The following is a 26,285-nucleotide window of genomic DNA, read 5'->3' on the forward strand; positions in this document are numbered from 1 at the left end:
TGGATAACCAGAGTTCCTCGACACATGCAGGGATCAACGAAGTAATTGAAGCTCGGAATAATAAAAGCAGAAGTGCCCTACAGAAAATGGAAAAAGAGAAATATCAATGACGGCTACTCATACCGCAGGGCTTCGACCGGCTTGAGATCGGCCGCTTTTTTTGCCGGCCAGAGTCCGAAACTCAAACCGATCAACATCGAAAAACCCGTAGCGAGCACAATCGCAAACATCGATGTCTGCACCGCCCAGCCGGCAAAAACCGACAGCCCCCATGCAACGGTTATTCCTGCAACAATGCCGAACAAACCGCCTGAGAGGGTCATACCTACGGATTCAACAATAAACTGCAGCATGATATCGCTTTTTCGTGCCCCTATCGCCTTTCGAAGTCCGATTTCTTTTGTTCTTTCGGTAACCGATACCAGCATGATGTTCATGATGCCTATGCCACCGACAACGAGAGAGATTGCCGCGATGGCCCCAAGGAGCAGGCTCATGGTCTGAGTCGTACTGGAGAGCATTTGTTTAATCTCGGTCATGTCCCTGATCGAAAAAGAATCATCATCGTCACCAAGACGATGCTGCTTGCGAATGATCCGCTCGACAGCATCCTTGGTCCGTTCAATCATGGCCGGAGAGACCGACTCAACGTAGATACCATCGAAGTAATCCTTTCCAAGAACCCTGTACATCGCCGTAGTCACCGGAATCAGCACGACATCATCCCCATCACGAGGCCCTGAAAACCCCTTGGCAGGAGCCACCCCGATAACCGTGAAATTGATCCTGTTGATCTTGATTGTTTTGCCGACCGGACTCATGCTGCTGCCGAACAGCTCCTTGGCAACCGTCATCCCGACAACTGCGACTTTTTCACGTTTTTTCAGTTCCTGCTCGGTAAACCATCGCCCGATAGTTGGAATGGCAGCACGCATTTCACCATACTCGAAACCAACCCCATCTAGTGAAGTACTCCAGTTATTGCCGCCATACACGATCTGCGCACTACCTCTCACAATACCCGAAGCACGCTTTACAAGTGACGTCGTTGCAGCTATACCTTCAACATCATTGAAGGTAAAACGGGTAACGGCTCCCGCCCCCTGAGCAGCTCCCCTGACGGATGCAGATCCCCCTCTGACAGAAAGCAGGTTGGAACCCATGGATTTTAAACTCTCCTCCATCGACACCTGCGCTCCAGCACCGAGAGCCAACATGGCGATAACCGACGCCACTCCGACCAGAATGCCAAGCACGGAGAGAAACGAGCGAACTTTGTTGGAAAGAATGGACTGCATCGCCTGCAGGACAAAACCGGAAAAACGGCCATTGCGCCACAAGGGGATATGGGTGTTCGGATTTACGGGCTCCTTCCGGAGCAACTGCCGATCAGTTCTTCCGGCTTTACGTTCATCGCTGACAATCCGGCCGTCTGACATGGTGATAATCCGATCGGCATATGCCGCAATGGTGTCCTCGTGCGTCACCATGATGATGGTTTTTCCCTCTCCATGAAGCCGCTTGAGAATGTTCATGATCTCCGAAGAGTTCTTCGTATCGAGATTGCCGGTGGGCTCATCGGCAAAAATAATCATTGGATTGCGTATGAGTGCCCGGGCTATGGCAACACGTTGCTGCTGTCCTCCGGAAAGCTGATTCGGCCTGTGATCAGTCCGGTCCTCGAGCCCGACAAGTCGTAAACGTTCTATCGCCTCCTTTCGGAAATCCCCTTCTTCACCGCTGTAGATATGTGGCAAACGGACATTATCGACAAGGCTCATACGCTTGAGCAGATGAAACTGCTGAAACACGAAACCTGCTACATGGTTGCGTAAAGCGGCAAGTTCATCCTCTTTCAATGAGTTGACATTGCGCCCTGAAAGGAAGTAATCGCCAGTGTCAGGCGTGTCCAGCAGGCCGAGAATGTGCATGAGTGTGGATTTTCCAGAACCCGATGCCCCCATAATGGCAATGAATTCGCCCTGCTCGATAGTGAGTGAAACTCCCCTGAGTGCATGAACGGAGCTTTCACCGATACTATAGGTCTTCTGAATGTTATCAAGTGTAATCATTGCCGGAATTACCGTTTCTTTCGCTGCGGAAGAAAAGGATTGCCGCTACCGCTGTTTTCAGGCAGCACAAACGAATCGTCATGAACCAGAAGCGTAGTACCTGCTTCGATACCCTCCCTGATTTCAACGAGATCTTCATCCTGCAAACCTGTAGTGACCTTGACATAGGTTCCCTGTGCATCTCCCTGAAGGTTCTTGACCATAACGACACTCTGGCCGTCATGATTTTGCACGGCCCCGGCCGGAATCAAAACAGCACCTTCTCTTTCATCGACGACGATATCGATATTGGCGCTCATACCGGAACGGAACACTTTTGGAATGGTCTCAGGGATGATATCGACATGGTAGATGGTGACGTTGTTTTCAAGATGTGATTCATAGTGAATATGTTCGACCTTCCCCCTGACCACAATATCCGGATAGGCGTCGAGCGTTATTGTCGCGTCCTGACCCTGTGATACCCTGCCGATATCGGTTTCATCGACATAAGCGATTACGATCAGCCGGTCCGAAAGCACAAAGAGAGAGTCACTGGTGGTAACCGTCTGACCAGGTTCGATGCTGCGCACGATCACCTGACCTTCAATTGGGGCCAGAATGGCTGCTTTACTGTAGACGGTCTCCCAATAAGCCTGTTCTTTCTTATCCCTCAATCTTGCAGCATCCAAAAGAGCCGCCCTTTCGGTGGAGCTGAGCAACGCAAGCCGGTCTCCTTTCGTGACCATGACCCCTTCATCGACAAGAACCTCCTCAACCCTGCCGGCTACCGAAGATTGGATTTTCAATCTGTTCCGTGGCTCTACGACACCGGTAGTAGAAACCGTTTCACGAATCGTTCCGGTTCCAGCTTGCACCTCACGCAGTTTGGTGGCGGATTCTTGCTTCCGAAGAGCCATTCCCCACACAACGGCAAATACGATTACTGCGAAAAACACTGCTGCACCGACAAGCACTTTTTTATTCATTCAGTCCCACTCCTTTTGCCTGTGTCCATTCAGCCCTGGCCACGAACAGCTGGGCCTGGGCATCGAGATGTGATTTTTTTAAGCTGACAAGATTGTCTTCGATAATCACCCAGTCATCGAAAGAAATCAAACCATTCGAATACTGGGCATTGGCAATGGTAGATCGAAGATTGGCCGATTCAAGATATTTTTCCTGTACCTCGAGGTTTTCGGTGGCATCCTGAACATTTTTCCAACGCTCTTCAAGCGTATCGAGCACCTCGAGATAAACGCCCCGGCTTCTGGAGATCTGTTCATTGACTACCCCAAGAGCTTTAGCTGCAGCTGCCTTGGTGCCTCCCCCCGTATACAGAGGAAGCGAAAGCTCAAACCCGGCACTCCAATCCAGCTCATCCGGCGGCCAGCTTTCAAAGGAACTTCTACCAAAAGAAGAATTGAGCGAAAGCTCGGGAAAAAACGACTTTTTCGAAGCTTCGAGATCGTAACGAGCAGAACGTGTGTTTGCTTCGAACTGAAGAACTTCAGGATGCTCTTTCGCTAATGCAGGAAAATCAGGAGATTTTTCAGCAAGCTCTTCAACCGCAAATGAACCCTCTGCAACCAAAGTGGAACGCACATCGCGCCCAAGGGCCGAGGCAAGCTGTGACTGGGCGAGCACAACACCACGTTCGGCCTGGGCAACTTCGAATTCCGCCTCGGCAAGATCAGCCTCGGAACGGCGTAGTGATCCTATATGCTCCCGACCCGCTTCATAACGCAACTTCAGAAACGCTACATTTTCTCGACGACGCTGCTCGATCTCTTTTGCAAGCACGACAAGCTTCTGTGCCTTGAGAAGTTCTACAAAAGCTCGCCGTAACGACAATCTGGCATCCGAAGACGCGAGACGATACGCTTGCTCTTCAGCGTTCAGTGCTTCTTTACTGGCTTCGATTTTACTGCCGGTAACCCCTCCATCATACAGTAGCTGTGAGGCCGAGAGACCATAGGAAAAAGTAGAAGCGCTCTCGAGTTCTTCTTGAGTCGAATCGCTGCGTTTGCCACTCAAGCTGGCGTTTATCTGAGGACGTTCAGCCGAAGTGGTAATTTTTTTCTGCGCTTCAGCCTGCTGCAGCGATGCTTCGGCGGCAGCGAGATCCGGCCTGGACTGCAGCGCCTCACTGACACACTGTTGCCATTGCAACACTTCCTGAGCATAAACCGGGTGTCCCGTTAAACAACTCTGGAGAATAAAAAACAGCATGAACAACATGCCGGTTTTTGTAAAACAACGCACCGCGCCCTTACTGTCTCTCATATCCTCCGAGCCTCACATTTCGGGACAACCATCAAACAAAAAACAGCAACCCTGCCGCCACGTATCCTCTTGCCCCAAAGCCTTGACAAAAGTGCACTCACCATGTTGTTCATCACTTCTTCTCCCGCATTGCTTGCATTATCTCCCCATGTTCATTTACCCGAACCGGTCTTCACTTCGATCAGGGGAAAGCTATCAGCCATCATCATTTATCTTATGCTCGAACATGCAAAAAGGTTTCATTTTTTTCATTTTTCCACAATGTGGCCTTACCGACGAGGCATGCAGCCCCCGATCTTGATCGCCGAGACGCCTTTACGCAGGGATTTCAAAGAACGACAAAAGCTCGGCAAACAAACCATGGTGATGAAAGAGAATGTTCTGAAAAGTTTTTATATAAAAAGAGACCGTCAGCCTTTTCTCGCTCATACCCCATCGAATGGTTGAATCCCCATGAAAACAATTGCAATGTTTCCTGCAGCATGGAATCTGGCTGAAACCACCCGGACGCTCGAAGTGGCAAAAGCCTGCAGAAATGAATTCAATATCGTATTTGCCACTCACGGCGGCCAGTTCGAAGAGCTTATCGAAAATGAAGGTTTTCCTCTGACACGCCTTGAACCGGGACTTACCGACGAACAGATCGAGCATCTCTACCAGGTTGACCAGGGTGAAAAAATCGGATCGTTCTTTACGGTAAAGCAAACCCGGCAACGGGTCGAGAAGGAAGCTGCTTTTCTGCGAAACGAGCGGCCGCTGGCTGCCGTAACGGGATTCAACGTAACCATCACACTTTCCAGCAGGGCTGCCGATGTACCACTGATCTGGCTGACCCAGTCGACATGGGACATCCAGGCCATGATCGACGAAGGGCTTGGAGCCTATGCCGATGACCTGGACATGGCCGGGCTCAGGCTGCTGCCGGATGCTGTACTGAAATGGCTTACCAGGCAGACTTTTTCCTGGCTTGGCGGGACAATTCTTCGTCCGCTGAACACTGTCGCAAAAGAGTACGGCATTGAAAAACTGTACGATCTTCGCGACCTTTGGCAGGGCGACCACAATCTTCTTGCCGAACCACCCGATTTTTCCGGCCTGTCAAGCGTACCGGACACCTACTACTACATCGGCCCACTGATCGCTGATTTAGCCAGCCCTGTTCCAGAAGAGATAAACCGGCTTGCAGCGAAGCAAGAGCCGCTGGTTTATTTTTCCATGGGCAGCTCCGGAAAGCCGCAAGTCATCAAAAGGATTCTGGAAGGATTCCGGGATCAACCATTCAATGTGGTGTCACCGATGAAAACAAAGCTGCAGGAGCTGTACGTAAAAGTGCCGCCGAATGTTCTCCTGACCGATTGGCTTCCGGCGCTCGACGTGAGTCGTCTTGCCGATATATCGGTCATTCATGGAGGAATCGGCACCGTTATGACGGCCGCATTGGCAGGAAAACCCGTTTTAGGCATTGGAATGATGTACGAGCAGGAATACAATATCGACTGTCTTGTCAGAAAGGGATTCGCTCACCGTATAAGAAGAACACGGCTCGATTCAGAATCTGTAAACAAGGCCATTCTGGAATTATTGACCGACAGCAATGCAAAAACATCGGCCATGCACTATGCCGATCACCTCAAAGCATGGCTGGGATCGCGCAATCAGAAAATAAGAAACTTCTTTCATGCGCTGGAAAAGGGAGAACTGAAACCCCGGCACGATCTTCCATAAACGCAACAAAGGTCTGCAATGACCACGATCATCTACCACCTTACCGGAAAGAACTGCATCAATGCCTCTCTCGTCCCCGGTCCTGGCCTTTGAAATTTGAACATAACCACTACCCCATTATAATCCTGTTTTGTATCTTACTGCTTTCCGCACCTTTTGTAAAATCTCTTCTTTCAGATATATGAAATCACCGCTATCGATCGGAGCAGCTTTTGTGGTATCTTTTGTACTGCTTTTCAGTAACGGCTTTGCTGCACCTTCTCCAATGTTCGAGCAACAGGAGAAAAACGTCGTAACTCAGGCCGAGAAAGCACCCGGGATTGAAAAGCATATTATGACAAAAGAGGATTACTGCGATAAAAACGCAAAGGATAACCTGGAAATATCCAAGGCATTGCAACAACTCGGGAATTGCGGACCAAGCTTCAATTACTCGGACTCTTATCAATACTACTATCAAAAATGCCTCCAGGGAAACGCCGTTGATATCAAGCCTCGACAAGCGTTTCTGGCAAAATGCATATCGAACAATTGTGACACGTATGCCAAAACAGCAGTAGCGCAAAACGAGAAAAGAATCGCGTCAGGTTGTCCGAAAGGAGATAATCCGGACTGGTGGAGCTCCAACTACCAATACCATTACAAATGGTGTATCCAAGGAACGAACGCTCTGGGTGTAGAGTCATACAATACACAAAGAGAACAATACCTGAACAATTGCAAAAAAACTTCGCCCCCACCGGACCCAATCACAGTAACCAAAAACGATATTGTGACATTACGCAAGGAAAACGATCCTAAAGCGACATTTGCGGATCTTCCATTTTCCGGAAGTATACCCTCGATAAAAAATGCAAAACTGTTGAGCGTCACCAATAACACACAGGTCAAAATGACCTTTAAAGACAAGTTTTTTACCGGTGGCGCAAAGTGCTTTCCCGGTCAAAACACAAAAATACTGTTCACCTTATGGCCCGGACAAACGCATTCATTCAACAAGCCCAGCCTGATGGCAGGCAAATGGTTTCATGTGTGCGTTCCGATGAATTCATTAATCACCACACCGGATAAACTGCAGCTCGACTACAGTTACGAAGTCACGACCCCCTGACACACTTCTCCGGTTCCAGCGCTCCGTTCGCCTTGTACTCAAGGCGCTCACGACAATTTATAGAGGTGCCCTTATCTTTATGTCGCCATCCCCGGACTCGATCCTTGAAATCATAAACAACTATTTCACCGGTCTTGCCCGGGGATTTTTTCGTCATTTTTATTTTTATCACCCGTTTCCGGTCACGGACTCAACGAAACACCGGTCATCTACGTTATCATTGCAACAGAACATTGCCGCAAATTCGCGGCAATCCCCATGAATCATCGTGACGACCCGACAATAAAGCTGACAGAGATCCTGTTTGCCGGAAGCAACGGAGAGTTCATGATGCGTAACAGATCAACGAGATGGCAATGCAAAAAGTGCTTGTAGTCGGAGCTTCGGGACATATCGGACGGTATGCAGCTCTTGCTTTCAAAAAGAGGGGCTGGTTTGTGCGTGTGCTGGTACGTGACCCTGAAAAACTCAAACGTCCCGGCCCATTCGGAGAACCCTTGCTTGAAGGCGTGGTGGATGAAATCGTAACAGGCGACGCAGCCAAACCCGATACGCTGTTCGGTATCGCAGACGGCATCGACACGGTTTTTTCCTCCATGGGCCTCAGAAGCTCAAAGCCCGGCATGTCATACCATGACATTGATTATCTCGGCAACGCCAATATTCTCCAGGAAGTCATGCTTCACGATGTGCAGAAATTCATCTATGTCTCGATTTTCAAAGCCGATGAAATGATGGAAATGCAGATCGTCAAGGCTCACGAAGACTTTGTCCAGGCGCTCAAGGATTCCGGCATCGACTACTCCATCCTGCGACCGAACGCCTACTTTTCCGACATGCTGCAGTTCCAGAAAATGGCAACTTCGGGAGTTATCATCTGGCCAGGTGACGGTAGCTTACGCATCAACCCGATCCATGGAGAGGATATGGGAGATATCTGCGTCGATACAGCCGCTCCCGGTCATCAGGAAATCGATATCGGCGGACCAGATATCTTTACCTATAAAGAGATGTTCACCCTTGCCTTCACAACGATCGACAAGGAACCCCGAATCATCTTCATCCCCCTCTGGATCGTCAAAGGCCTTCATTCCTTCATAAAACCCCTGAACGCCCGTATCGCCGACATGCTCGCTTTCGCCATTGCCGTCAACGAAATCGACAACACCGCGCCACGTTACGGCGAACGGCATATGAAGGATTTCTTTGAAACGTTTGGAGGAAAAAACAGAACAGACTGAGCTTTACTGATATCGTATGAAGTGAAATATGGCAGGGACTTTTAACTTATTCAACCAATTCCCCTGGTTGCATCTACACTGGCTTCACTCCCAAAGCATGCCAATATGGCTTGAATCCGGCCTCGACTACTTCAACGCTCAGATTCAGAAATGGTTTGTAATCCTGTTTCGTATGAGCAGCATCCAGAGCCTCGTAGTACTCCAATCGCCTTTCTACCGGAAGAACGACCGGAGGATAACCGTCCTTCATCAGCTCAAGGTTCATCAGGAGACGAGATGTTCTGCCGTTTCCGTCTGTGAAGGGATGGATTTTTACAAAGTCTGCATGGACACGAGCCGCACGTTCAATCGGGTGAAGCGCAGGTGCCTGCTTTCTGTACCAGTTGATGAACCTCTGCATTTCGCTTTCGACATGCAATGCGTCAGGCGGCATGTGATCGGCACCGGCAATGATCACATTGGTTCTTCTGTAGACACCAGCATATTCATCGTCGATATTTTTCAAAATCAACTGGTGAATGGATTTGATCTGCCATTCCGATAGAGGCTCGTTCCGCTTAACCAGATCTTCGACAAAATAGATGGCTTCACGATGGTTGATCGCTTCGAAATGCTCTCTCATGGTTTTCCCGCCAACAGTGATTCCCTCCAGAGCCACTTTGGTCTCCTTGAGCGTCAGCGTATTACCTTCGATAGCATTTGAATTATACGTCCATCGAAGAACCAGATCCTCATGAAGATTGGAGACAATCTCAGGCGGAAGAGGACGATACGAGTCAAGTGTTTTCTTGAGTATGTCTATCTTTTCAAAATCAGGCATTATCCAGAATATCAAATTCAAGCGAAATCACCTCTCCGTTGGGACGTGCCTCGCATTAAACCGTTACGGTCCAAAACTCTCCCTCGGACCTCAGCAATTCTATTCTAACCTATTAAAAGGACTAAACACCTAATACTTTATAATCTTTTTTCACTTATCGAACAATGCCCTGCACATTCTCTTCCAGGTCTTGATAATTGCAACTGCAATCCGCTCCGGCGCCTCCTTTTTCATCACCAATGACTTCTACAATCACAAAGATGACATCCTTGAAATACTCTCTGTCAAGGCGCTGAGAGAGGAAATGAAAATAATGCTTGGACTTTTTTTTTGCTGAACCAAGTATCTTATTTTCCAAACAACAGACCACAAACAGATAAAAAAGTGCACCTGATAAATAACCAGCATCTCTCTAAGCCTCTCTTTGTAAAGCGTTTTACATGACATATTCCATTGATACTGAAAACATTCTCACCCGTGAAGCGGCTGAAACCCGCAGCAACCTGGTTTCCAATGCCCGCTACACCCTTGAACTCACCCTGAAAGAGCACGCCACCGAGTACCAGGGGCATTGCATTGTCGAGTTCGACTACCGCCGGGGCGGTATAGAGTACCTCAAGCTTGATTTCATTACCAAACAGATCCATGCTGTTACGCTCGATGGCAAACCTGCGAAGGAGTATCTCAACGGTGATTTTGCCCTCTATCTCAAAGGAGATCATCTGACAGAGGGCCGCAATACGCTGGAGATCACCTATACCAGCCTGTTCGACAACACCGGCTCGGGCTTTCACAAGTTTCACGATCCCGAAGACAGTGAAGAGTACATGCATACCGATTTTGAGCCCTACGACGCGCACCGCCTCTTCCCGTGCTTCGATCAGCCCGATATCAAAGCCTCGTACCGGCTCACGGTAAACGGGCCATCAAAATGGACGTATATCCACAACACCCTGCCGGAGCATACCCGAACAAAGGGTGACGAGATAACGATCACGTTCAAACGCACGGCTGTCTTTTCCACCTACCTCTTTGCTCTGGTTGTGGGTCCGTATGCCAGGTGGGAAGATCGCTACAACCGGATACCGCTTGGGATCTACTGCCGGAAGTCGCTCGAAAAATACATGGACCCTGAGAACATCTTTGCCATCACCAGGGAATCCATGGCCACCCTGGAGGCTTATTTCGACTACCCCTATCCGTACGACAAGTACGACCAGGTTTTTGTCCCGGAATTCAATTTCGGGGCCATGGAAAACGTGGGCTGCGTCACCTTTACCGAACACTATATCTTTCGCCATAAAAAGCTCTACAGCGAGCACCTGAACCGCGCCAACACCATCACCCACGAGATGGTGCACATGTGGTTCGGCGACCTGGTGACCATGAAATGGTGGAACGACCTTTGGCTCAACGAAAGCTTTGCCGACTACCTTTCCTATTTCGCCATGTCCAAAGGCACGCTGTTCGGTGATGCGCTGGAACATCTGTATGTTCGCAAAGAATGGGCCTATCAGCAGGATCAGTATGCAACTACCCACCCCATAGCCGCTTCGGCCCGTGATACCATCGAGGCCTTCAGCAATTTTGACGGCATCAGCTACTCCAAGGGTGCCTCGGTGCTTCGCCAGCTTCAGTACTACATCGGCGATGAGGCCTTCCGCACCGCCATTGGCCAATACTTCAAACGGTTCGCCGAACAGAACACCACCCTTGAAGATTTTCTTTCGATCATGTCGGAAAAAAGCGGCATCGACATCGTAGCCTGGAGCCGCCAATGGCTGCAAACCACCGGTGTCAATACCCTCATGAGCCGTATCGAGAACGGCAGGCTCAGGATCGAGCAACAGGGCTCGGCCGACAACAACCTCATCCGGCAGCATGCCATAGAATTCACCGGTTACCGCCAAAGCGGCAGCGCACTCGTCGAAAATGAAACTCAGAAAATCATCATTGACGGAAAAACCGCCGACGCGCCGCTGAAACCCGATACAGCGTTCGTGATCCTCAATACGCACGATCACGATTACGTGAAAGTGTTTTACAGCCGGACTGCTCTCGCCACCGCCCGCAAGTCTCTCCATACCATTGAAGATCCGTTTGCCCGGCGACTCGTCTGGGGAAGCCTCTGGCAGATGATGCGCGACAACGCCTTCGCCCCGACCGAATTTATCGAGATGGGTATTGAACTGGCCATGAAAGAAAAGGATCTGTCCATCCTCAACAGCCATATTATCGCAAAGATCAAAGCCATCGTGTCGGTGTACCTGACCGATGAAAACAGAGCGATCTGGATGCCCAAACTCAACACCATAGCCCACGAACGCCTGGCCAAGACTGATAACAGTGAAGAAGAACAGATCATCTGGTTCGGTCTCTTGCTTGAAACCGCTCTCCTGTCCGATGAGCTGGATTACCTGCACGGCCTTGTCACAGGGGCCGAGTCCATAGCTTCGCTCGAGATCGACAAGGAAAAGCGCTGGAACATCATTACCCGCCTGATGGCCTGCGGCCACAGTGAAGCCGAAAACCTCTTCAGCAACGAAAAAGAGCTGGATAAAAGCGACCTTGGGCTGAAAAAAGCCTTTATGGTGCAGGCCTCGAGGCCCGACAGCACAGAAAAGGCAACCTCTTGGCAGGTTTTTACAGAACAATCTTCCCGCTCCACGGATTTTCTCCGCTACGGCATGAAAGGCTTTCACTGGCACATGCAGAAAGATCTGCTGGCGCCCTATGTCGATAGTTTTTTTGAGGCAGTTGAAAAAATCTATACCGAGCGCGATGTGCATTACGCCGGAGCCTTTGGCCACGACCTCTTTCCCCATTGGCATCAAACACCGGACATGCTCAACAAAATTGAGACCTTTTTGGATGAGAATGGCAAAAACGGCGACCGCTTGCCTGCCTTGCTCAGAAAACAGCTGATCGAACAAGCCGACGACCTGAAACGGATCTTGCCGATCCTGGAGAAACAACGGGGCTAGGTAAGCACCTTAGTCCACATTTTTAACCATCAGAACGCTATCACAGAAAGAGTTGAGCCGATAGGTATAAGAACGAATCGGCTCAATATCCAATTTCGGGGAGATTCAGAAGCCTGGACGCAATCGCGAGGTAAAGCCCCCGACTCACCAACTCATATCAAAGCTATTTCTGATTCTCTTTCAGGCTCAGTGTCTGTTTTTCAATAAAGTCGGAGACTCCCTGCAGCACCATTCCCACTATCTTTATTTGGCTGGCACTCAGGCTTATAAGGCTGTCGATATAGTACTGGAATGATGCCACTGTATCGACAGACTCTCTCTTTGCAGGATTTTCCGGGCTTTCAGCGTTCTTGACCGGAGCTGCCTGTTGTGATGCAGATGCCGGTTTTGCTTTAGGGGCAGGCTTGGGAGATGCCGCGGTCTGTTTTGGAGCAGGTGCCGGTTTTGCCGAAGGAGCCCCTGCCGGTGTCTCTTTCTTCAATCGTGAAAACCAGCCGCCTTGTTTCTTCTCGTCTGCCATAGTTCCTCCTGATATAAGGGTTTTCTTGTGAGCGAAAACGTGTAAATGGTCCAAAGAAAAATAACATACAACAAAAACCCTTTAATTCATCGGAACGCGCCACCGGAAGTTCCCCCCACCATTTTCTCGCTCTTGGATAGCATGAGTAAGAATGGCATATTGAAGTTGGATTTTCCAACAAACCCCATGCTTTACGCCAAAGATACGAGTAAGACAAAAAAACCAGATCACCATCCCGCATCGCATTGCCGAAGAAGCTGATATCAAGCCGGACGACGTACTTGAAATCACCTACATAAATGATGTTGTAACCATAGTTCCTGCCGGCAGGAAAGGAAATAAACGATCTGTGATGGCATATGCCGGTGTCGCTAAAGGAACATGGGGTAAAACGACCTCAACATTCACTCAGACAACATCCTTGAAATAATCTCCGTTAAGGCGCTGAAAGAGTAAATGGAAATAGCACCTGGACTTTTAAACCCAATAAACTACGTCCCTCACTATTAAAAAGGAGCTCATTATGGCTAATGAGATCATCATCGCATACGAGACCAAGTACAACGCAACCCGGGAGATTGCCCAAAAGATCGGAGAAGTGCTTGCTGAAGGCGGCCTGGGTGCCGATGTTTTCTCCATTGATCAGATCAGCGACCTCGGGCTCTACAAAGCCGTCATTTTGGGAAGCGCGGTTTTTACCGGCAATTGGTGCGAAGAGGCGGCTAAATTCCTTGAAACCAATGAAAAGGTGCTTTCGGAAAAGATGGTGTGGCTGTTTTCCAGCGGCCCGCTTGGCGAAGGGTCTGTTGAAGAAGATTCCAAAGGCTGGCGATTCCCTCAAAAGCTTCAGCCCATAGCCGACCGCATTGCCCCCCGGGATATTGCGGTCTTTCACGGCAAAATAGATAAAGACAAGCTCAGCTTATTGCATAAGTTTATGATCAAGGTCGCAAAAGTACCTGTTGGTGATTTCCGCAGATGGGACGAGATCAATGCCTGGGCTAAAGATATTGCAGAAACGCTCAAGAAAGAGGGTATCGGGCAGGTATCGCCTGCATAAAGATATGCTCGTTAATAGCTAATCCAGTGTATCAATGGTAAGGCCGATGGTATAGCATCGGCCATCTTTTTTCCTCGACTTATTGGAGTTACGGATGTCTCCTACTCCTGATCGGTTGCAGCCAGGACAGCCAATGCTCCTCTGTAAACAGGCTCATCGATAAACCCGTACTGCTCATGCACAAAGCCGGTGTTGCCTTTTTTTGCCCCCTCCTCAAAACAGCGCACAATGGTTATTGCTCGCGCGCGCTCCTCTGGCTTGGGAGCGAAAACCCGGTTGGCCAACTCCACCTGCCCCGGAGAGATACAGCCTTTGGCTGAAAAGCCCATGCTCCGTTCCAGGAGGCACCATTTTTCGAAGGTCTTCAGATCCTTGTACTCCTGATGGACAAACGATACCGGATGAAAACCTGCTGTGAGGGCATCCACCAGAAAGCGTGAAAGCAGATAGCTGGCCGTTGGGTTCCCCGGCGTGATCACCGACTGGGTTAATCCGAGATCGGCACATAAATCCAGAATACCCAGATAGACCGTATCCACCCGCTCCTCAACCCTCAGATCGGCAAGTTTCTTCAGCGCCTCACCGGTCTCGATAGAGAGATGGACTCGAATCGCAGGATCTACCAGGCGACAAGCCTGTTCGACTTCCTGAGCGGTTCTGACCTTGGGGATACGGATTGCGTCCGGCACTGCCCGGTTGATCAGCCGGATATCTTCTTCTCCCCCTTCACCCAGGGGATTGACCCGTACAATCAGTTCCGTTTTCGCCTCTCGGGCATGGGCGGTAAACAGCGCGGCCAGAGCACGAGCGCGGGGCTTCTCTTGCGGTGCAACGCCATCCTCCAGATTGATGACAGCCATATCAGCTGCCAGTACATCCAGTTTGTTCAGATGGTTGACCCGATGGGCCGAAACCATAAGGGCGCTTCGGCGCAGACCGCGAGTCAGGGGACGCCGGGAAACAGTTTCAGGCAACTGCTGTTCGATCGCTTCAATACTGGCACTGTCCAGCCAGGTAATGGCTTTGAAAATCATCAGGAACAGGGATTTTGCAATGAAATACCAACCTCGACACAGGTCGGGAACGTCACACCCTCTCCCTGTAAGGTGGGCGGGTGTGTTGACGGAATATATGCATAGAGCAGCTATTTTTAAGGATACCCTGGAGAATCATATCAACAATCAATCCAAGGAAATACATGACATAATTTCCAGGGATATGAGAGATCAAACGGGAGTAGTGCTTTGACTTTTAAACCTAATTAACTACGTCCCCTTGTCATTAACGTAAAGTGATCACAGCCTCAAGGGTTTTGACATAAACGGCCTCTTTCTGCTTTCGCCTAATATTGATAATCTCCTTTGCTGCATTAATAAGGTCGTCTCTTTGATTCGACTTTGCTGTCTTTGATGGATCAGTTCCCCGTTTAACGAAATTACAGAGTTTACAGCTCAGTGCGAGGTTCTCTATTCCGTTGTTTCCGTTGGGGATTATATGATCGACCTGCCAGAGATCATAATTCTCATAAGAGGCGAGTAAATCCTTGCCACAGTATTCGCATCGAAAGCCAGCACGCCTGCCTATTTGAACTTGTACGTCGGACCATGAAAGCTCATTTTTGAGTATTGAAATTGCCTCTGTTTGTGTCAGCATGATCACTATTTCTTCAATGACGGAATGATGGTAAATGCATAAATGTTATCACCGTCGTAGAACGGCAATGAACCAGCTTGTTTCAACTTGTTGCGGAAGGGAATGTGTTTCTTTTCCGGCAGACCCAATGCCTTGAATGCCTGGTAAAGTGATGTGTACTCACCAATTGATACTCTATTTCTGAGCACACTGACACCATAGCGTTGACGCCTTGTTTCCCTTACCGTAGGGTCTTCCCAGATTTTCCGGACCCCTTCAGAGATTTTGAAGTTTTTCGGCTTGTCGTTATCAGTCATTGTAATTTTGATTGTAACAGTATTATTTCTCCAAACCTATCAGCGAAGTTAAACCTACATCTCCGTCAAGGCGCTGAAAGAGTAAATGGAAAGAGCACCTGGACTTTTAAACATAATAAACTACGTCCCCTACTACTACTTTCCTCAAAGGATGATATCTCCCTGCTTGATTCCTTTTGATACTGTCCATAGTGCCCCACAAGCGAGTCCTGCACCGATCTTTGTTTTATCAGGATTGTTGGCAAGAAACACAGGGATATACTGCTTGTTGAAGTCTCGCCATTCCTCTGGCAGCTTTCTGCTGAGATCTTCCTTAATTGTATAATCAGCGCCAATGCACTCATCACGAAAACAGTCTGACGCATAAGCACTTTTTCGCCCCAGCATTACACGGTAATAGCTCTTCATGATTCTGATTCGGTTTTATCTTCACCCCATACACGGGCTATAGTTGCCTGTATCTTCTTCTTAAAGCGTTCAATAAGTTCACGGTTAGCGTTTACCAGTGCTTGTTCAGCTCTGATTTCAGCGACGATTGCCTGCTGTTTTTCAATGAGAGGCAGAGGAATAGTATAGTCCTCAAGGACTGATCGAGGCACACGTTGCAACCCACCGGTACCTGTCATCTGTGGAGTGGCCCAAGCACGGAATGCTGGTGTTGCTACAGTCAGATATAACCATTCAGGGACTATCTTAGATTTGTCTGGCCTTAGCACATAGAACTCGCTTGAACCGAAACCAACTTCATTTTTCAAATGTTGAGCAATACCAGCTTTTCCGTTCTCGAAGCATGGTGTGACTTTGGCAATAAGGGTATCGTCATTCTTGAAATAGGTATAGCTGGCTGTTACCTCTCTCAACTTTTTGGTTTTTTTTGGCTCAAAGCTCATCGAGTTCTCTCCAATGTCTGCCATCGGAACAAAAGAAATCTCAGTATTTTCATCCAAATCTCTCAATTCGGATTTTTTTGGATTAACCATGCATACATCGGCAACTGAAACCATCTCCCACTCAGGATCAATCGGAATCTGAGGCTTGTAATTGTCGATGACAGCACGGGCTCCGTCGATAACTTTCTGGTAGCCTTCGATTTCTGCCACGATCTCCTTCTGGATTTCGAGAGGGGGAAGGGGGATCTGGAATCTCGCAAGATCTTGAGGCTTCATTCCTACATTAGCTGCCCCGCGCATTAAAGATGCAATTTCGGGCTTTTTTGCATCAAGAATGAAAAAAAGGTACTTGGTATTAAGTTCATTGTCATCAAGAGGCTGTAAGGCTACCAACAAATTGGCTAGCGCAAATTTGCCAGTGATAAAGTGTATTCGGTGGAGTGCTGCTTTGCCATGGCCTAATGAAGAGATCAAAGGTAAACATACAGAAGAACCTTCTAGCTGGTATTTTGAGGCTGTTTTAGGCTCTGCAGCAGTGAGTATTAATGGGTAGGGTCCTGGCTCTGTTTTTGTGCTTGAGAATGTTCCTTTTGTGAATCTACAAACATCAGAAAGTGATACCAGCCTTTCTTCTCCTTTGATATCAATTGAGCGATAGTGGCTACCTGTTAAAACACAATCGTTTTCTAAAATCTCCTGCCGAGAAGCCACCCAAGAACATGCCGATAAATCACCTTCGTTGTGGTATGCTTCGTAGTCATTCAAAATATTGGGGAGATCATTGTGATTACTTGGGGTTCGTTTGACACCAAGACTAAAACCAATATGCTTAACCTCTGAGAAGAGGATATCATCTTTTATTCTAGCCGTTACACGATCAAGAACGAGGATGGATGTTTTTACGCCCGTGTAGGGCATGAATACTCCTGATGGCAATGATATCACACCAATCAAGAAGTCATTAATCAACATTTCTCGTAGTTGTTGGTATGCCTTTCCTCTCTGGAAAATGATCCCTTCAGGAACAATGATAGCAGCTCTGCCGGTAGGCGTGAGGTGTTCTGCCATGTAATCCACGAACAGAACCTCACTCCGCTTACTCTGCACAGAAAACCGTTTATGGGGTTTGATGCCCCCTTTTGGAGACATGAAGGGAGGATTGGCTAAGATAACATCAGCATACTCATTCCATTTATCCTGAGATGAAAGTGTATCATATTCCTCGATATGGGGATTATAGAACCCATGCAGATACATGTTCACCAGCGAGAGACGCACCATATCCGGTGAAATGTCATAGCCCTTGATGTTAGCCGCAAGTGAGCCCATTTCATCAGGAGTCAGTGGAGTCTCTTTATTAGCATCTTTAATATGTTTGTAGGATGAAATCAGGAATCCTGCCGTTCCACATGCCGGATCGAGGATTTTCTCATGCTTTTTTGGATTGATAATCTTTACCATCAAGTCGATAATATGCCGTGGCGTCCTGAACTGCCCGGCATCACCTTGTGAGCCAAGGACTGACAAGAGATATTCAAATGCATCACCAAGACGCTCTGAGTGATCATACTCGAACTCGTCAATGACTTTCAGGAAGCTTTTGAGGGTTTCAGGGTCGCGGTAAGGGAGATAAGCATTCTTGAAAATCGAACGGAACAAGACAGGAATAGCTGGATTCTCCTGCATTTTTGCAATTGCTTCCGCATAGAGGTTGAGAGTCTCATACCCGCCAAGACCTGAACGCATCAGTTTTGCCCAGCTGTATTTTGAATACCCATTGGAAAAGAACCTTCTCTCACCACCAAATTCTTCACTTTCTGCATCCATGTCATCCATGAATTTGTAGATCAGGGCAATAGTAATTTGCTCAACCTGAGATTTCGGGTCAGGAACTTTTCCGACAAGGATGTCACGAGCCGTATCAATACGACGCTTTGTGTTGGTATCGAGCATCTGGGTACTTCGTTATGCTGCAAACTGATTGAGAGAAACGTAATCTTTAATGTACTCGGGTATAATCTCCCTGTACTTCAGGGGAACAGCCTTCAGGTCACGTGCTGAGAACACAGGATTGGTGTACAGTTCATTATAATGCTTGTTATTGATGATATGACGTATCTGATCACTGGTCACATATGCCTTGAAAAAATGTTTCATAGCCGGAATAGCGTTTACCTCTTCCGGCTTATAATCTGCAATAAATTTTGAGAATTCCTCTTCAAGCAATTCATCCTTTGACTTGAACCGGGGTATAAGCCCGAAAATCTTCTCCAGAATCTCCCTCAGGGTCAGTCTCCTGTCAATAGCAGCTGCCTTGCGGAGTTTGTCGAGGTTATAATATTCTTCAGGCTTGTCGAATACCTCCTTGTTGACGTAATCAATTACCTGATCCCACTTGCCTTCCTCAACACTCTGAACTATAAAATCATTTTCCCTTACAGTGTCTTCAAACTGCTCAAAAAACATCCTGTCAATTCTCATACCTTCAGGTCCTACAGGTTCCTCCCTAACAGTGGCAAGAATATCGGTTCCAAGATGCTCATAAGTTTCAATTTCTTCAGGTCCTGGCCTCGGCCCTTCACCACCCTTTCCTGATTTTCCACGAGGAAGCTTTATGACCTTATCATAATCGTATTTCTCCTCGAAGTACTCGCAGTTAGCGAAAAAATCGAAGAGCATGAAGGTTATTTTTTCAGGATTCAGTATTTTCTCTTTCAACTCATCATCAAAGAGCTGTTCGCGGAAATCATGCCTGCGTGTTCCCCTGCCTTTAATCTGTATAAAGTCTGTAGGAGAAAAGATAGGACGGAACAATCCCAAGTTCAGGATATCAGGGCAATCATACCCTGTGGTCATCATGCCAACAGTGACACACACCCTTGCCTTGCTCGTTTTGTATGTCTCAAGGAAATTGCCTGAACCAAGCAGGTTGTTGTTCGTGAAGTTGATCGTGAACTGTTGAGCATCAGGTATCTGGGAAGTTACCTGAACTGCGAAATCAGACTGGTACTTGCAGGGATACATCCTGTCGGCAATCTCGTTAAGGATCTGCGTAAGCTTTGCTGCATGATGCTGGCTTACGGCAAAGATAATGGATTTGCCGATCTCACTACTGACAGGGTCACGTAAGGCATTATCAAGAAATGTCTTGCAGAACAGCATATTGGTGCTTGGAGAAAAGAAGCGTTTCTCAAACTCACGCTGCCGGAATGTCTCCTCTATATCCTCACCGGTAACATCAGTGAAAGATACTATAAAACCCTCTTGTGATAGCAGCTCGGTCGTTACCTCTGTACGTGCGTCAATAACCGTAGGGTTGATAAGGAATCCGTCTCTGACTCCGTCAAGCAGGGAATACCGATACGTAGGCTGACTGTTTTCACATCCGAAGGTTCTGTAGGTGTCGAGCATCAAACGACGTTCCAGCTCACGAGGGTCTTTTGACCTGTTTTTGGAACCATCATATTTTTTCAGGTAGTCACGAGGAGTTGCTGTGAGTCCCAGCTTGTAGCCTATGAAGTAATCAAAGACAGCCCTGGCATTACCTCCAATGGAACGGTGAGCTTCATCTGAAATTACCAGATCAAAATCCATAGGAGAAAACAGGTTCTGGTACTTGTTGTTGACAAGCAGAGACTGTACAGTGCTGACAACAATCTCGGCACGTCTCCAGTCATCCCGGTTTTCCTTGTAAATGACGCTCTTATAGTCATTGGAAAGATAAGCCTTGAAATGCTTGTTTGCCTGATCTTCAAGCTCAAGACGATCAACAAGGAACAGCACCCTTTGAACATTGCCTGTTTTCAGGAACAGTTTAATGACAGCAGCGGCAGTAAGGGTTTTTCCTGTACCCGTAGCCATTTCAAACAGAAACCTGTCTTTGCCATTTTTCACCGCTTGTTGCAATGCCCTGATAGCCTGCAACTGGTATGGCCTCAGAAATCTGAGCTTGTTTTCCTGTATGTAGCGGGAACGCTCCTCTTCATTTTTCCACCCGGCATCACTACTGTATCGGGGGTGCTGGGTAAGTACGATGTAATCAGTCTCAATCCCCTCATTGACCAGTACAACAGGGTCACTACTGACTTTCTGATATCCCGTAACAGAGTCCGGTGTAGGGAACGTAGTGATGATATAGGGATTGCCTCGCTCAAGATCCCAAAAGTAATGCAGGTTGCCATTGGAGAGGATAACAAAACGGCAGTTCTGGTCACGAGCATACCTCCTTGCCTGCTCTTTTCCGACTAACGGGTTCTTATCCTCTGACTTTGCTTCGAGCACGAGCAGTGGAAATCCTTTCTCATTGAGCAGCAGAAAATCAATATACCCTTTGCTGGTCTTTTCGAAGTTCTCTCCAAACTCGTCAAGCTCCTGCTTACTTATGTTAACCTGTGGCTCAAGCTGTATGTTGGCAGGTCCATGCTCATCAGCAAAAAAACGCCAACCGGCGTCTTCCAGTAGCTTGTTGATTTTGATTCTGGCTGCTGCTTCTTTTGCCATAGGAAATACAGTCTTATCAATGCAGAAAAAATTCCACCCTTAACTCATTGAAAACAAAATAAATAATAAATCACCTTAAAACCACGGCAAACAATGAGAATAGAAAAGGTATAGCATTTTAGGGGACGTTGTTTATTAGAGATAAAAGTCTATTTTAAAATCCATTCACCATCAACCAGGCACCTATCCCGCCTTCAGATCCTCCAGCTCCTAATCTACGTTTCCTGTTATTCAGCGTTCAGAAGTGGCAGCACCCATCCACGGGCACATGCGTTGAAACGATAACGAGTATACCTTTCCAGCGCGGCCTACGGGGAATTGAGATATGGTGATTGTTGAATAAGTAAGAAAGCTGCAATCAATCCTTTTCTTCAGCCAAAACCAAAATTCTCTGCTTCACATCATCGGTAATCCACATCCCGGCACTTATCAAACGTTCAACATAAGGTTCAACCTTTTTGATGAACCCCCTACTTTTTGTTTCCAATAATACTTTTAGGGTTCCCCAAACTTGCAAACCCGCCGCACGAGCTGTTCGTCGGGCAAGCATATCATCAAGCAAAACAACATATTGTGGATTTTCAAGCGCAAGAGACATTGCAGCCAATTCGCCTGGACCAAGATCTAAAGACAACCATTCAGAAGATTGCACTTTTGGGTTGACTGTTTTTAGCCAAGAAAAATTTTTTGGATCTGGCACATCATAGCCTTTATTTCGTCCATCCTGTAGTTCTGCCTTTACTGCTGCAGGCACCCAAATTTCCCCGAAAAGCTCTGGGAGCCATTCAATGCCCTCAATACGATATAGATAAAGTAATGGAGAGGTGTTGCTTATTGCGTTAAGCATGATTTTCTTCTAAATCGTGTAACTCGGAAGCGAGGGGGAAAACATTGTATCGGCTCAGGCTGAGTAAAAACTCCACCCGGCCCATTCCGGCAAGTTCGGCTGCACGACCTGAAGAAAGCCGTCCCATTTCAAATAACTTGACAGCAGCAAGCACACGCAACTCCTTTCCAAAAGCATGAGCATCGGTCTTTTCTGCGAGCAATATCTTTTCAGGAATATCAACTGTAATATGCTGAGCAGCCATGATTTACCCTCTTTACACTTTCGGTTAATGAACTATCATTCTTGTTATTAACAACTGTAATAACATATAAAACTTATCAATAATTCGCCCCCTGAGTATTATGAGGGACGTTCACAACCAAGGAAGCAAGACTAGGGAACGTTGTTTATTAGCGATAAAAGTCCACTGTAAAAACCATTCACCATCAACCAGGCGCATACCCCGCCTTCAAATCCTCCGACACCAATACTGCGCTTCCTGTTATTCAGAAATATTTTGATTTCTTCGGCAGCCTTTTCCCTTTTATCCTTATTGAACCACTCCCCCTAATTCCCCTGATTTTGTTTCTGTCGTGCTACCATTTTCAACCAGTACCAGCCGGAACTCTCCGAAATCCTTCCCGAGAATCATTTTGATCGGAAATAATGAAATAACCAAACCTATAGCGATGCTAATCGGTGTTATAACAAGCTGGAGTGTTTCAACGGAGGTAACTCCCGACATGTAGAGAATGGCCCCCATTACCCCTCCGACTATTGCGCCCAAGATCGTAGCCACAAGAATAGCAACCAAGTTGCGCCACAGGTATGCCCACCAGACACGAATCACTCTTCCCCAGGTTATTTCGAGTTCCATATTTTTTCTCCGATAGATTTTGAGATTCACGTTTCATCTTTCCACCAATGATAGCGACATTTCGTTTATTTTCATCATTTTCACATTATTTTACCGACAGTTACGAACAAAAAACGAATGAACAAGGTCGATTCGGTAAAGAACATTTAACCGCTCCTGTTCGTTAGAATAGGCAGATATTTTCAATCAACGGCTCATGATCATGGAAAAAGAAAAAGTGCTTGTAGCAGGAGCGTCGGGTTATCTTGGGCGATACGCCGTACATGAATTCAAGAAACGGGGGTATTTCGTCAGGGCGCTGGTCAGAAATCCGGAAAAAGCTGGCAAGGAAGGCCCGAATCTCGAACCTTCGATTACAAATGTTGCCGATGAGATCGTGACCGGAGATGCAACCAAACCTGAAACGCTGAAAGATGTATGCAAAGACATCGATGTCGTATTTTCCGCTATGGGCCTGACCATGCCAGAGGGCAATGCAACGAATTACGATATCGACTACCTCGGCAACAAGGCTATTCTCGATGACGCACTGTCGCATGGAGTCCGAAAATTCATTTATGTCTCGGTTTTCAATGCTTCGAAAATGTCCGATGTGGATGTTGTCAAGGCACATGAACTGTTCGTCGAGACGCTCACCTCATCCAATATGGATTATGCTATCATAAGACCCACAGGCTACTTTTCCGATATGGGAATGTTTTTTTCGATGGTAAAGTCAGGTCATATGTTTTTGCTTGGAGATGGTGAAAACAAGGTCAACCCCATACATGGCGCAGACCTGGCAAAAGTCTGTGTCGATGCGGTTGAAAGTCACGAAAAAGAAGTTGGAACAGGAGGACCCGAGGTCTTTACGTTCAATGAAGTCATCAGCATGGCCTTCGATGCCGTCGGCAAGAAACCATGGATAACACACATTCCCCTATGGATGGGGGATGCTGCCCTGTTCATCACCGGCTTTTTCAGCAAAACATTAGCCGGACTGCTCTCTTTTGCGATAACGGTCAATAGAATCGACAATGTCGCCCCTATGAGCGGAACGCATTATCTCAAAGATTTTTATCGTGAACTGTCGAAAAAGGCAGGCTGAAAAAATCACCGAGTTTACTGCGGTATTCCGTAAACGCACTCCTCCCGGTATCGGTTATACGATATGTCGATAAAGGCACCCGTTTGCTGTATGTTTTATCACAGTATACATAACCTGCAGCTTCGAGCTTTCTCATATGCACACTGAGATTACCGTCGGTGGCACTTATACCGTCACGGATTTCAACGAAAGACGCCTGATCGACAGAATCAAGATAACATAGCGCTGCAAAACGGATCCTGGAATGGATCACCTTGTCGAGCTGTTTGTAATTGTAATCTTTCTCTTCGTTTTGCAGGTCACTCCCCTGCACTTTGGATTGAGTATTCATAGCGCATGCCGATTAATCGATATCTTTGAAAAGAGTCTCAAAAGCATGACACTGCTTTTGCTGGATGTTTCTTTATTTAATAAAGTACTCTCAAAAACAAGAATCATCAAAAAAGCCAAAGAAATATTTGCTATACTTTTTTCCATATTTGGATTAAATATCAATGTATGCACACTGAAAAAGTCAACATCAAGTCATATTCACGCAAAGACCTGCAACATGTTGTTGCTGAATTGGGTGAACCAGGATACCGCGCAAACCAGATACATCGGTGGCTCTTCAATGAGCAAGTAGAAAACTTCGAAAGCATGACCAATCTCGGAGCAAAACTGAGAAACAGGCTTTCGAACCGGTATGTCATTCAATCATGCTCGATTGTAAAAAAACAGCTTGATCCGGAGAAAAAAAACGGCATGGGAACATCGAAGTTTCTGGTAAAACTTCATGACGAGCAAACCGTGGAAACCGTGCTCATTCCGGCAGAAGACAGAAACACGGTATGCGTCTCTTCCCAGGTAGGCTGCCCGCTCCGCTGCACCTTCTGCGCGACAGGTTACATGGGATTCACACGCAATCTCAATGCGGCGGAAATGGCCGAACAGGTTTACCTCGTCAACAACCTTCTTACAGCCACCCCCACAAACCACGTTACCAATGTAGTATTCATGGGCATGGGAGAACCCCTGCTGAATACCTCCAATGTTATTGAAGCAATCGAAACCCTCTCCGATAAGGATTACAGTTTTTCACTTCCCCAACGCAAAATAACAATATCAACCGTCGGGCTGATTCCTCAAATAGATGCGATTGCTCGATCCGGTATTAAAACAAAACTTGCGGTTTCTCTGCATGCAGCGAATCAGCAAAAGCGGGCATCTCTCATGCCTGTAGCAAAGGAACATACTCTTGACGGTCTGCATAATGCTCTTGAGCGATATGTTGACCTTACAGGCAAACCCGTAACGCTGGTATACATGCTTCTTGAAGGAATAAACGACACGATGGAGGATGCAAAAAGCCTTGTAGCGTTCTGCAGTGGTTTTTTATGCAAAATAAATTTGATTGATTATAATTCTATCGTTAATATGAAGTTCAAGCCTGTCGAAACAGAGTGGCGAGACCGTTTTATCCGGATTCTTGTCGGTGCAGGTTTGAATGTCACTGTACGCAAAAGCTATGGGACATCGATAAATGCAGCGTGCGGTCAATTGGCATTAAAAGAAAAAACGTTGCCTGCTGACCGTTTCATTAAATAAACCGCACAGCACATTATGGATTTACTGGATTTTCTCCCCTTTAAGAACGAGTTTAACAAAGCGTACCACGGCCTTACCGACAACGCTAACCAAACCTCGGAGAATCCTGTTTTCGATGAGTTGAAAGTCAGGCGCTTTGCAAGGCCGCTTTCTCAAACCACAAATTTCATTGTCGAAAAAATAGAGCACTGGATCGGTTGGGACCTCAGAAGCAAAAAAACCTCTGTTGGAGGCATGACGATGATTCGCGCCGAAGTGTCTTCATTCGCCCTCCTCGGCACAAAAATCGCAGTGACATTCGGGCTGACTGAAGAAATCGACCGCAACGGTCAACCAATTACCACAATCAACTCAAAAGCCGAAACCGAAATTGCATCGAAAGGAGATTTAGGAGAAAGCCGACGGGTTATTCGAATGATGCTGTCAGCTCTCGATTTTGAATTCAGAAAAGCACTTGTCAGAGATGATGAATACCTTTTTCGGTCGCTTGATCCAAAAGGTCAGATTCTGAATTTTCAGGAACAGTTCGATAAAAACGATACTCAGAACAAACCGGCAGAAAAAAAGAAAAAAACGGCAAAACAAGCAATTCCATTCAAAGCCTCTTCCAAATCGAACGGCACTTCCGAAAAAAACTCTCCTCCACAACAACCCGAAACCTCGACCAATCCTGTAGCAACCAGCGAAAAATCCTCACCCGGGAATAAACCATCCAGATCGAAGGTAAAGGTTATCACACTTAAAAAATAGTAATTTAACAACCCGGCA

General features: G+C 47.2%; 27 protein-coding genes. 10 read left to right on the plus strand and 17 right to left on the minus strand.

The annotated features are described in order from the left end of the window. Nucleotides 1-113: 113 nt before the first annotated feature. The 3 genes from CR164_RS00895 to CR164_RS00905 are packed head-to-tail and all read right to left on the minus strand — an operon-like array spanning nucleotide 114 to nucleotide 4,337. Nucleotides 114-2,072, minus strand: a complete 1,959-nt coding sequence (locus CR164_RS00895; RefSeq protein ID WP_110022031.1) for an ABC transporter permease — start codon at nucleotides 2,070-2,072, stop codon at nucleotides 114-116. 8 nt (nucleotides 2,073-2,080) lie between these two features. Beyond that, on the minus strand, nucleotides 2,081-3,040 hold the full coding sequence (locus CR164_RS00900; protein WP_110022032.1) for an efflux RND transporter periplasmic adaptor subunit: 960 nt from the start codon (nucleotides 3,038-3,040) through the stop codon (nucleotides 2,081-2,083). After that, nucleotides 3,033-4,337: a TolC family protein gene (locus CR164_RS00905; RefSeq protein WP_110022033.1), complete on the minus strand. Its 1,305-nt coding sequence runs from the start codon at nucleotides 4,335-4,337 to the stop codon at nucleotides 3,033-3,035. The genes CR164_RS00900 and CR164_RS00905 overlap by 8 nt, the downstream gene beginning before the upstream one ends. Before the next feature lie 102 nt (nucleotides 4,338-4,439). Between CR164_RS00905 and CR164_RS00910 the strand changes: the two genes are divergently transcribed. From CR164_RS00910 to CR164_RS00920, 3 genes are all read left to right on the plus strand, one after another. Then, nucleotides 4,440-4,784 (plus strand): hypothetical protein, encoded by a 345-nt coding sequence (locus CR164_RS00910; protein WP_110022034.1) that lies wholly within the window; start codon nucleotides 4,440-4,442, stop codon nucleotides 4,782-4,784. Nucleotides 4,785-4,790: 6 nt separating this feature from the next. Continuing rightward, complete coding sequence (locus CR164_RS00915) at nucleotides 4,791-6,062, plus strand: nucleotide disphospho-sugar-binding domain-containing protein (protein WP_110022035.1); 1,272 nt, start codon at nucleotides 4,791-4,793, stop codon at nucleotides 6,060-6,062. Between the two features lie 181 nt (nucleotides 6,063-6,243). Further along, on the plus strand, nucleotides 6,244-7,173 hold the full coding sequence (locus CR164_RS00920) for a hypothetical protein (RefSeq protein WP_110022036.1): 930 nt from the start codon (nucleotides 6,244-6,246) through the stop codon (nucleotides 7,171-7,173). Here CR164_RS00920 and CR164_RS12975 read toward each other — a convergent pair. Beyond that, nucleotides 7,160-7,330, minus strand: a complete 171-nt coding sequence (locus tag CR164_RS12975; protein WP_153303682.1) for a hypothetical protein — start codon at nucleotides 7,328-7,330, stop codon at nucleotides 7,160-7,162. The two genes, CR164_RS00920 and CR164_RS12975, sit on opposite strands and share 14 nt — an antisense overlap. Before the next feature lie 193 nt (nucleotides 7,331-7,523). On the opposite strand from CR164_RS12975, the gene CR164_RS00925 reads away from it, so the two are divergent. Beyond that, nucleotides 7,524-8,414, plus strand: a complete 891-nt coding sequence (locus CR164_RS00925; protein WP_110022037.1) for an SDR family oxidoreductase — start codon at nucleotides 7,524-7,526, stop codon at nucleotides 8,412-8,414. A 73-nt stretch (nucleotides 8,415-8,487) separates the two neighbouring features. On the opposite strand, the gene CR164_RS00930 is transcribed toward CR164_RS00925, so the two are convergent. Both CR164_RS00930 and CR164_RS00935 read right to left on the minus strand, forming a co-directional pair. Continuing rightward, nucleotides 8,488-9,234 (minus strand): Fic family protein, encoded by a 747-nt coding sequence (locus CR164_RS00930; RefSeq protein ID WP_110022038.1) that lies wholly within the window; start codon nucleotides 9,232-9,234, stop codon nucleotides 8,488-8,490. Between the two features lie 154 nt (nucleotides 9,235-9,388). Further along, complete coding sequence (locus CR164_RS00935) at nucleotides 9,389-9,592, minus strand: hypothetical protein (RefSeq protein ID WP_110022039.1); 204 nt, start codon at nucleotides 9,590-9,592, stop codon at nucleotides 9,389-9,391. Between the two features lie 82 nt (nucleotides 9,593-9,674). On the opposite strand from CR164_RS00935, the gene pepN reads away from it, so the two are divergent. Continuing rightward, nucleotides 9,675-12,218, plus strand: coding sequence for an aminopeptidase N (pepN, locus tag CR164_RS00940; RefSeq protein ID WP_110022040.1), 2,544 nt, complete (start codon nucleotides 9,675-9,677; stop codon nucleotides 12,216-12,218). Between the two features lie 163 nt (nucleotides 12,219-12,381). On the opposite strand, the gene CR164_RS00945 is transcribed toward pepN, so the two are convergent. Next, the gene (locus CR164_RS00945; protein WP_110022041.1) at nucleotides 12,382-12,738 is read right to left on the minus strand and encodes a hypothetical protein; all 357 of its coding nucleotides are present in this window, start codon (nucleotides 12,736-12,738) and stop codon (nucleotides 12,382-12,384) included. 202 nt (nucleotides 12,739-12,940) lie between these two features. On the opposite strand from CR164_RS00945, the gene CR164_RS13335 reads away from it, so the two are divergent. Both CR164_RS13335 and CR164_RS00955 read left to right on the plus strand, forming a co-directional pair. Beyond that, the gene (locus CR164_RS13335; RefSeq protein WP_420820789.1) at nucleotides 12,941-13,168 is read left to right on the plus strand and encodes an AbrB/MazE/SpoVT family DNA-binding domain-containing protein; all 228 of its coding nucleotides are present in this window, start codon (nucleotides 12,941-12,943) and stop codon (nucleotides 13,166-13,168) included. 93 nt (nucleotides 13,169-13,261) lie between these two features. Beyond that, the gene (locus tag CR164_RS00955; RefSeq protein ID WP_110022042.1) at nucleotides 13,262-13,798 is read left to right on the plus strand and encodes a flavodoxin domain-containing protein; all 537 of its coding nucleotides are present in this window, start codon (nucleotides 13,262-13,264) and stop codon (nucleotides 13,796-13,798) included. Nucleotides 13,799-13,899: 101 nt separating this feature from the next. Here the strand turns inward: CR164_RS00955 and CR164_RS00960 are convergent, their stop codons facing one another. The 9 genes from CR164_RS00960 to CR164_RS01005 all read right to left on the minus strand — a co-directional run bounded on the left by CR164_RS00960 (nucleotide 13,900) and on the right by CR164_RS01005 (nucleotide 22,843). Next, entirely contained in the window at nucleotides 13,900-14,832 is a 933-nt protein-coding gene (locus CR164_RS00960; RefSeq protein ID WP_110022043.1) for an HpcH/HpaI aldolase/citrate lyase family protein, read from the minus strand. Between the two features lie 247 nt (nucleotides 14,833-15,079). Then, a complete protein-coding gene (locus CR164_RS00970) occupies nucleotides 15,080-15,451 on the minus strand; it encodes an HNH endonuclease (protein ID WP_110022045.1) in 372 nt (123 codons plus the stop codon). Nucleotides 15,452-15,456: 5 nt separating this feature from the next. Then, nucleotides 15,457-15,747 carry a hypothetical protein gene (locus tag CR164_RS00975; RefSeq protein ID WP_110022046.1) on the minus strand — a complete coding sequence of 97 codons (291 nt, stop codon included), beginning with the start codon at nucleotides 15,745-15,747 and terminating at the stop codon, nucleotides 15,457-15,459. A 144-nt stretch (nucleotides 15,748-15,891) separates the two neighbouring features. Beyond that, the gene (locus tag CR164_RS00980; RefSeq protein WP_193525185.1) at nucleotides 15,892-16,155 is read right to left on the minus strand and encodes a hypothetical protein; all 264 of its coding nucleotides are present in this window, start codon (nucleotides 16,153-16,155) and stop codon (nucleotides 15,892-15,894) included. After that, nucleotides 16,152-18,590 carry an N-6 DNA methylase gene (locus CR164_RS00985; protein WP_110022047.1) on the minus strand — a complete coding sequence of 813 codons (2,439 nt, stop codon included), beginning with the start codon at nucleotides 18,588-18,590 and terminating at the stop codon, nucleotides 16,152-16,154. The genes CR164_RS00980 and CR164_RS00985 overlap by 4 nt, the downstream gene beginning before the upstream one ends. A 12-nt stretch (nucleotides 18,591-18,602) precedes the next feature. Beyond that, nucleotides 18,603-21,137 (minus strand): DEAD/DEAH box helicase family protein, encoded by a 2,535-nt coding sequence (locus tag CR164_RS00990; RefSeq protein WP_110022048.1) that lies wholly within the window; start codon nucleotides 21,135-21,137, stop codon nucleotides 18,603-18,605. A gap of 358 nt (nucleotides 21,138-21,495) precedes the next feature. Continuing rightward, nucleotides 21,496-21,984, minus strand: coding sequence for a PIN domain-containing protein (locus CR164_RS00995; protein WP_110022049.1), 489 nt, complete (start codon nucleotides 21,982-21,984; stop codon nucleotides 21,496-21,498). Further along, nucleotides 21,977-22,228, minus strand: a complete 252-nt coding sequence (locus tag CR164_RS01000) for a UPF0175 family protein (RefSeq protein ID WP_110022050.1) — start codon at nucleotides 22,226-22,228, stop codon at nucleotides 21,977-21,979. The genes CR164_RS00995 and CR164_RS01000 overlap by 8 nt, the downstream gene beginning before the upstream one ends. Nucleotides 22,229-22,516: 288 nt before the next feature. Next, nucleotides 22,517-22,843, minus strand: a complete 327-nt coding sequence (locus tag CR164_RS01005) for a hypothetical protein (protein WP_110022051.1) — start codon at nucleotides 22,841-22,843, stop codon at nucleotides 22,517-22,519. A gap of 202 nt (nucleotides 22,844-23,045) precedes the next feature. Between CR164_RS01005 and CR164_RS01010 the strand changes: the two genes are divergently transcribed. Continuing rightward, a complete protein-coding gene (locus tag CR164_RS01010) occupies nucleotides 23,046-23,930 on the plus strand; it encodes an SDR family oxidoreductase (protein WP_110022287.1) in 885 nt (294 codons plus the stop codon). On the opposite strand, the gene CR164_RS01015 is transcribed toward CR164_RS01010, so the two are convergent. After that, on the minus strand, nucleotides 23,890-24,261 hold the full coding sequence (locus tag CR164_RS01015; RefSeq protein WP_110022052.1) for a winged helix-turn-helix domain-containing protein: 372 nt from the start codon (nucleotides 24,259-24,261) through the stop codon (nucleotides 23,890-23,892). The genes CR164_RS01010 and CR164_RS01015 overlap by 41 nt on opposite strands. Before the next feature lie 167 nt (nucleotides 24,262-24,428). Between CR164_RS01015 and rlmN the strand changes: the two genes are divergently transcribed. Together rlmN and CR164_RS01025 are read left to right on the plus strand one after the other, a co-directional pair. Further along, a complete protein-coding gene (gene rlmN, locus CR164_RS01020) occupies nucleotides 24,429-25,517 on the plus strand; it encodes a dual-specificity RNA methyltransferase RlmN (RefSeq protein WP_110022053.1) in 1,089 nt (362 codons plus the stop codon). A 15-nt stretch (nucleotides 25,518-25,532) separates the two neighbouring features. After that, nucleotides 25,533-26,267 (plus strand): hypothetical protein, encoded by a 735-nt coding sequence (locus CR164_RS01025; RefSeq protein ID WP_110022054.1) that lies wholly within the window; start codon nucleotides 25,533-25,535, stop codon nucleotides 26,265-26,267. Nucleotides 26,268-26,285 lie beyond the last annotated feature (18 nt).

Origin of the sequence: Prosthecochloris marina (assembly GCF_003182595.1) — a bacterium.
Taxonomy (GTDB): Bacteria; Bacteroidota; Chlorobiia; order Chlorobiales; family Chlorobiaceae; genus Prosthecochloris; species Prosthecochloris marina.

Excerpts from the sequence above, each read along its gene's own strand:
- CR164_RS00970 (WP_110022045.1), bottom strand. The coding sequence starts at position 15,451 with ATGCTGACACAAACAGAGGCAATTTCAATACTCAAAAATGAGCTTTCA.
- CR164_RS01010 (WP_110022287.1), top strand. The coding sequence starts at position 23,046 with ATGGAAAAAGAAAAAGTGCTTGTAGCAGGAGCGTCGGGTTATCTTGGG.
- CR164_RS00930 (WP_110022038.1), bottom strand. The coding sequence starts at position 9,234 with ATGCCTGATTTTGAAAAGATAGACATACTCAAGAAAACACTTGACTCG.
- CR164_RS00990 (WP_110022048.1), bottom strand. The coding sequence starts at position 21,137 with ATGGCAAAAGAAGCAGCAGCCAGAATCAAAATCAACAAGCTACTGGAA.
- CR164_RS00960 (WP_110022043.1), bottom strand. The coding sequence starts at position 14,832 with ATGATTTTCAAAGCCATTACCTGGCTGGACAGTGCCAGTATTGAAGCG.
- CR164_RS00995 (WP_110022049.1), bottom strand. The coding sequence starts at position 21,984 with ATGCTTAACGCAATAAGCAACACCTCTCCATTACTTTATCTATATCGT.
- pepN (WP_110022040.1), top strand. The coding sequence starts at position 9,675 with ATGACATATTCCATTGATACTGAAAACATTCTCACCCGTGAAGCGGCT.
- CR164_RS01000 (WP_110022050.1), bottom strand. The coding sequence starts at position 22,228 with ATGGCTGCTCAGCATATTACAGTTGATATTCCTGAAAAGATATTGCTC.
- CR164_RS00925 (WP_110022037.1), top strand. The coding sequence starts at position 7,524 with ATGGCAATGCAAAAAGTGCTTGTAGTCGGAGCTTCGGGACATATCGGA.
- CR164_RS00945 (WP_110022041.1), bottom strand. The coding sequence starts at position 12,738 with ATGGCAGACGAGAAGAAACAAGGCGGCTGGTTTTCACGATTGAAGAAA.
- CR164_RS00920 (WP_110022036.1), top strand. The coding sequence starts at position 6,244 with ATGAAATCACCGCTATCGATCGGAGCAGCTTTTGTGGTATCTTTTGTA.
- CR164_RS00900 (WP_110022032.1), bottom strand. The coding sequence starts at position 3,040 with ATGAATAAAAAAGTGCTTGTCGGTGCAGCAGTGTTTTTCGCAGTAATC.
- rlmN (WP_110022053.1), top strand. The coding sequence starts at position 24,429 with ATGCACACTGAAAAAGTCAACATCAAGTCATATTCACGCAAAGACCTG.
- CR164_RS00905 (WP_110022033.1), bottom strand. The coding sequence starts at position 4,337 with ATGAGAGACAGTAAGGGCGCGGTGCGTTGTTTTACAAAAACCGGCATG.
- CR164_RS01025 (WP_110022054.1), top strand. The coding sequence starts at position 25,533 with ATGGATTTACTGGATTTTCTCCCCTTTAAGAACGAGTTTAACAAAGCG.
- CR164_RS00975 (WP_110022046.1), bottom strand. The coding sequence starts at position 15,747 with ATGACTGATAACGACAAGCCGAAAAACTTCAAAATCTCTGAAGGGGTC.
- CR164_RS00910 (WP_110022034.1), top strand. The coding sequence starts at position 4,440 with ATGTTGTTCATCACTTCTTCTCCCGCATTGCTTGCATTATCTCCCCAT.
- CR164_RS01015 (WP_110022052.1), bottom strand. The coding sequence starts at position 24,261 with ATGAATACTCAATCCAAAGTGCAGGGGAGTGACCTGCAAAACGAAGAG.
- CR164_RS01005 (WP_110022051.1), bottom strand. The coding sequence starts at position 22,843 with ATGGAACTCGAAATAACCTGGGGAAGAGTGATTCGTGTCTGGTGGGCA.
- CR164_RS00915 (WP_110022035.1), top strand. The coding sequence starts at position 4,791 with ATGAAAACAATTGCAATGTTTCCTGCAGCATGGAATCTGGCTGAAACC.
- CR164_RS00895 (WP_110022031.1), bottom strand. The coding sequence starts at position 2,072 with ATGATTACACTTGATAACATTCAGAAGACCTATAGTATCGGTGAAAGC.
- CR164_RS00955 (WP_110022042.1), top strand. The coding sequence starts at position 13,262 with ATGGCTAATGAGATCATCATCGCATACGAGACCAAGTACAACGCAACC.
- CR164_RS00980 (WP_193525185.1), bottom strand. The coding sequence starts at position 16,155 with ATGAAGAGCTATTACCGTGTAATGCTGGGGCGAAAAAGTGCTTATGCG.
- CR164_RS12975 (WP_153303682.1), bottom strand. The coding sequence starts at position 7,330 with ATGACGAAAAAATCCCCGGGCAAGACCGGTGAAATAGTTGTTTATGAT.
- CR164_RS00985 (WP_110022047.1), bottom strand. The coding sequence starts at position 18,590 with ATGCTCGATACCAACACAAAGCGTCGTATTGATACGGCTCGTGACATC.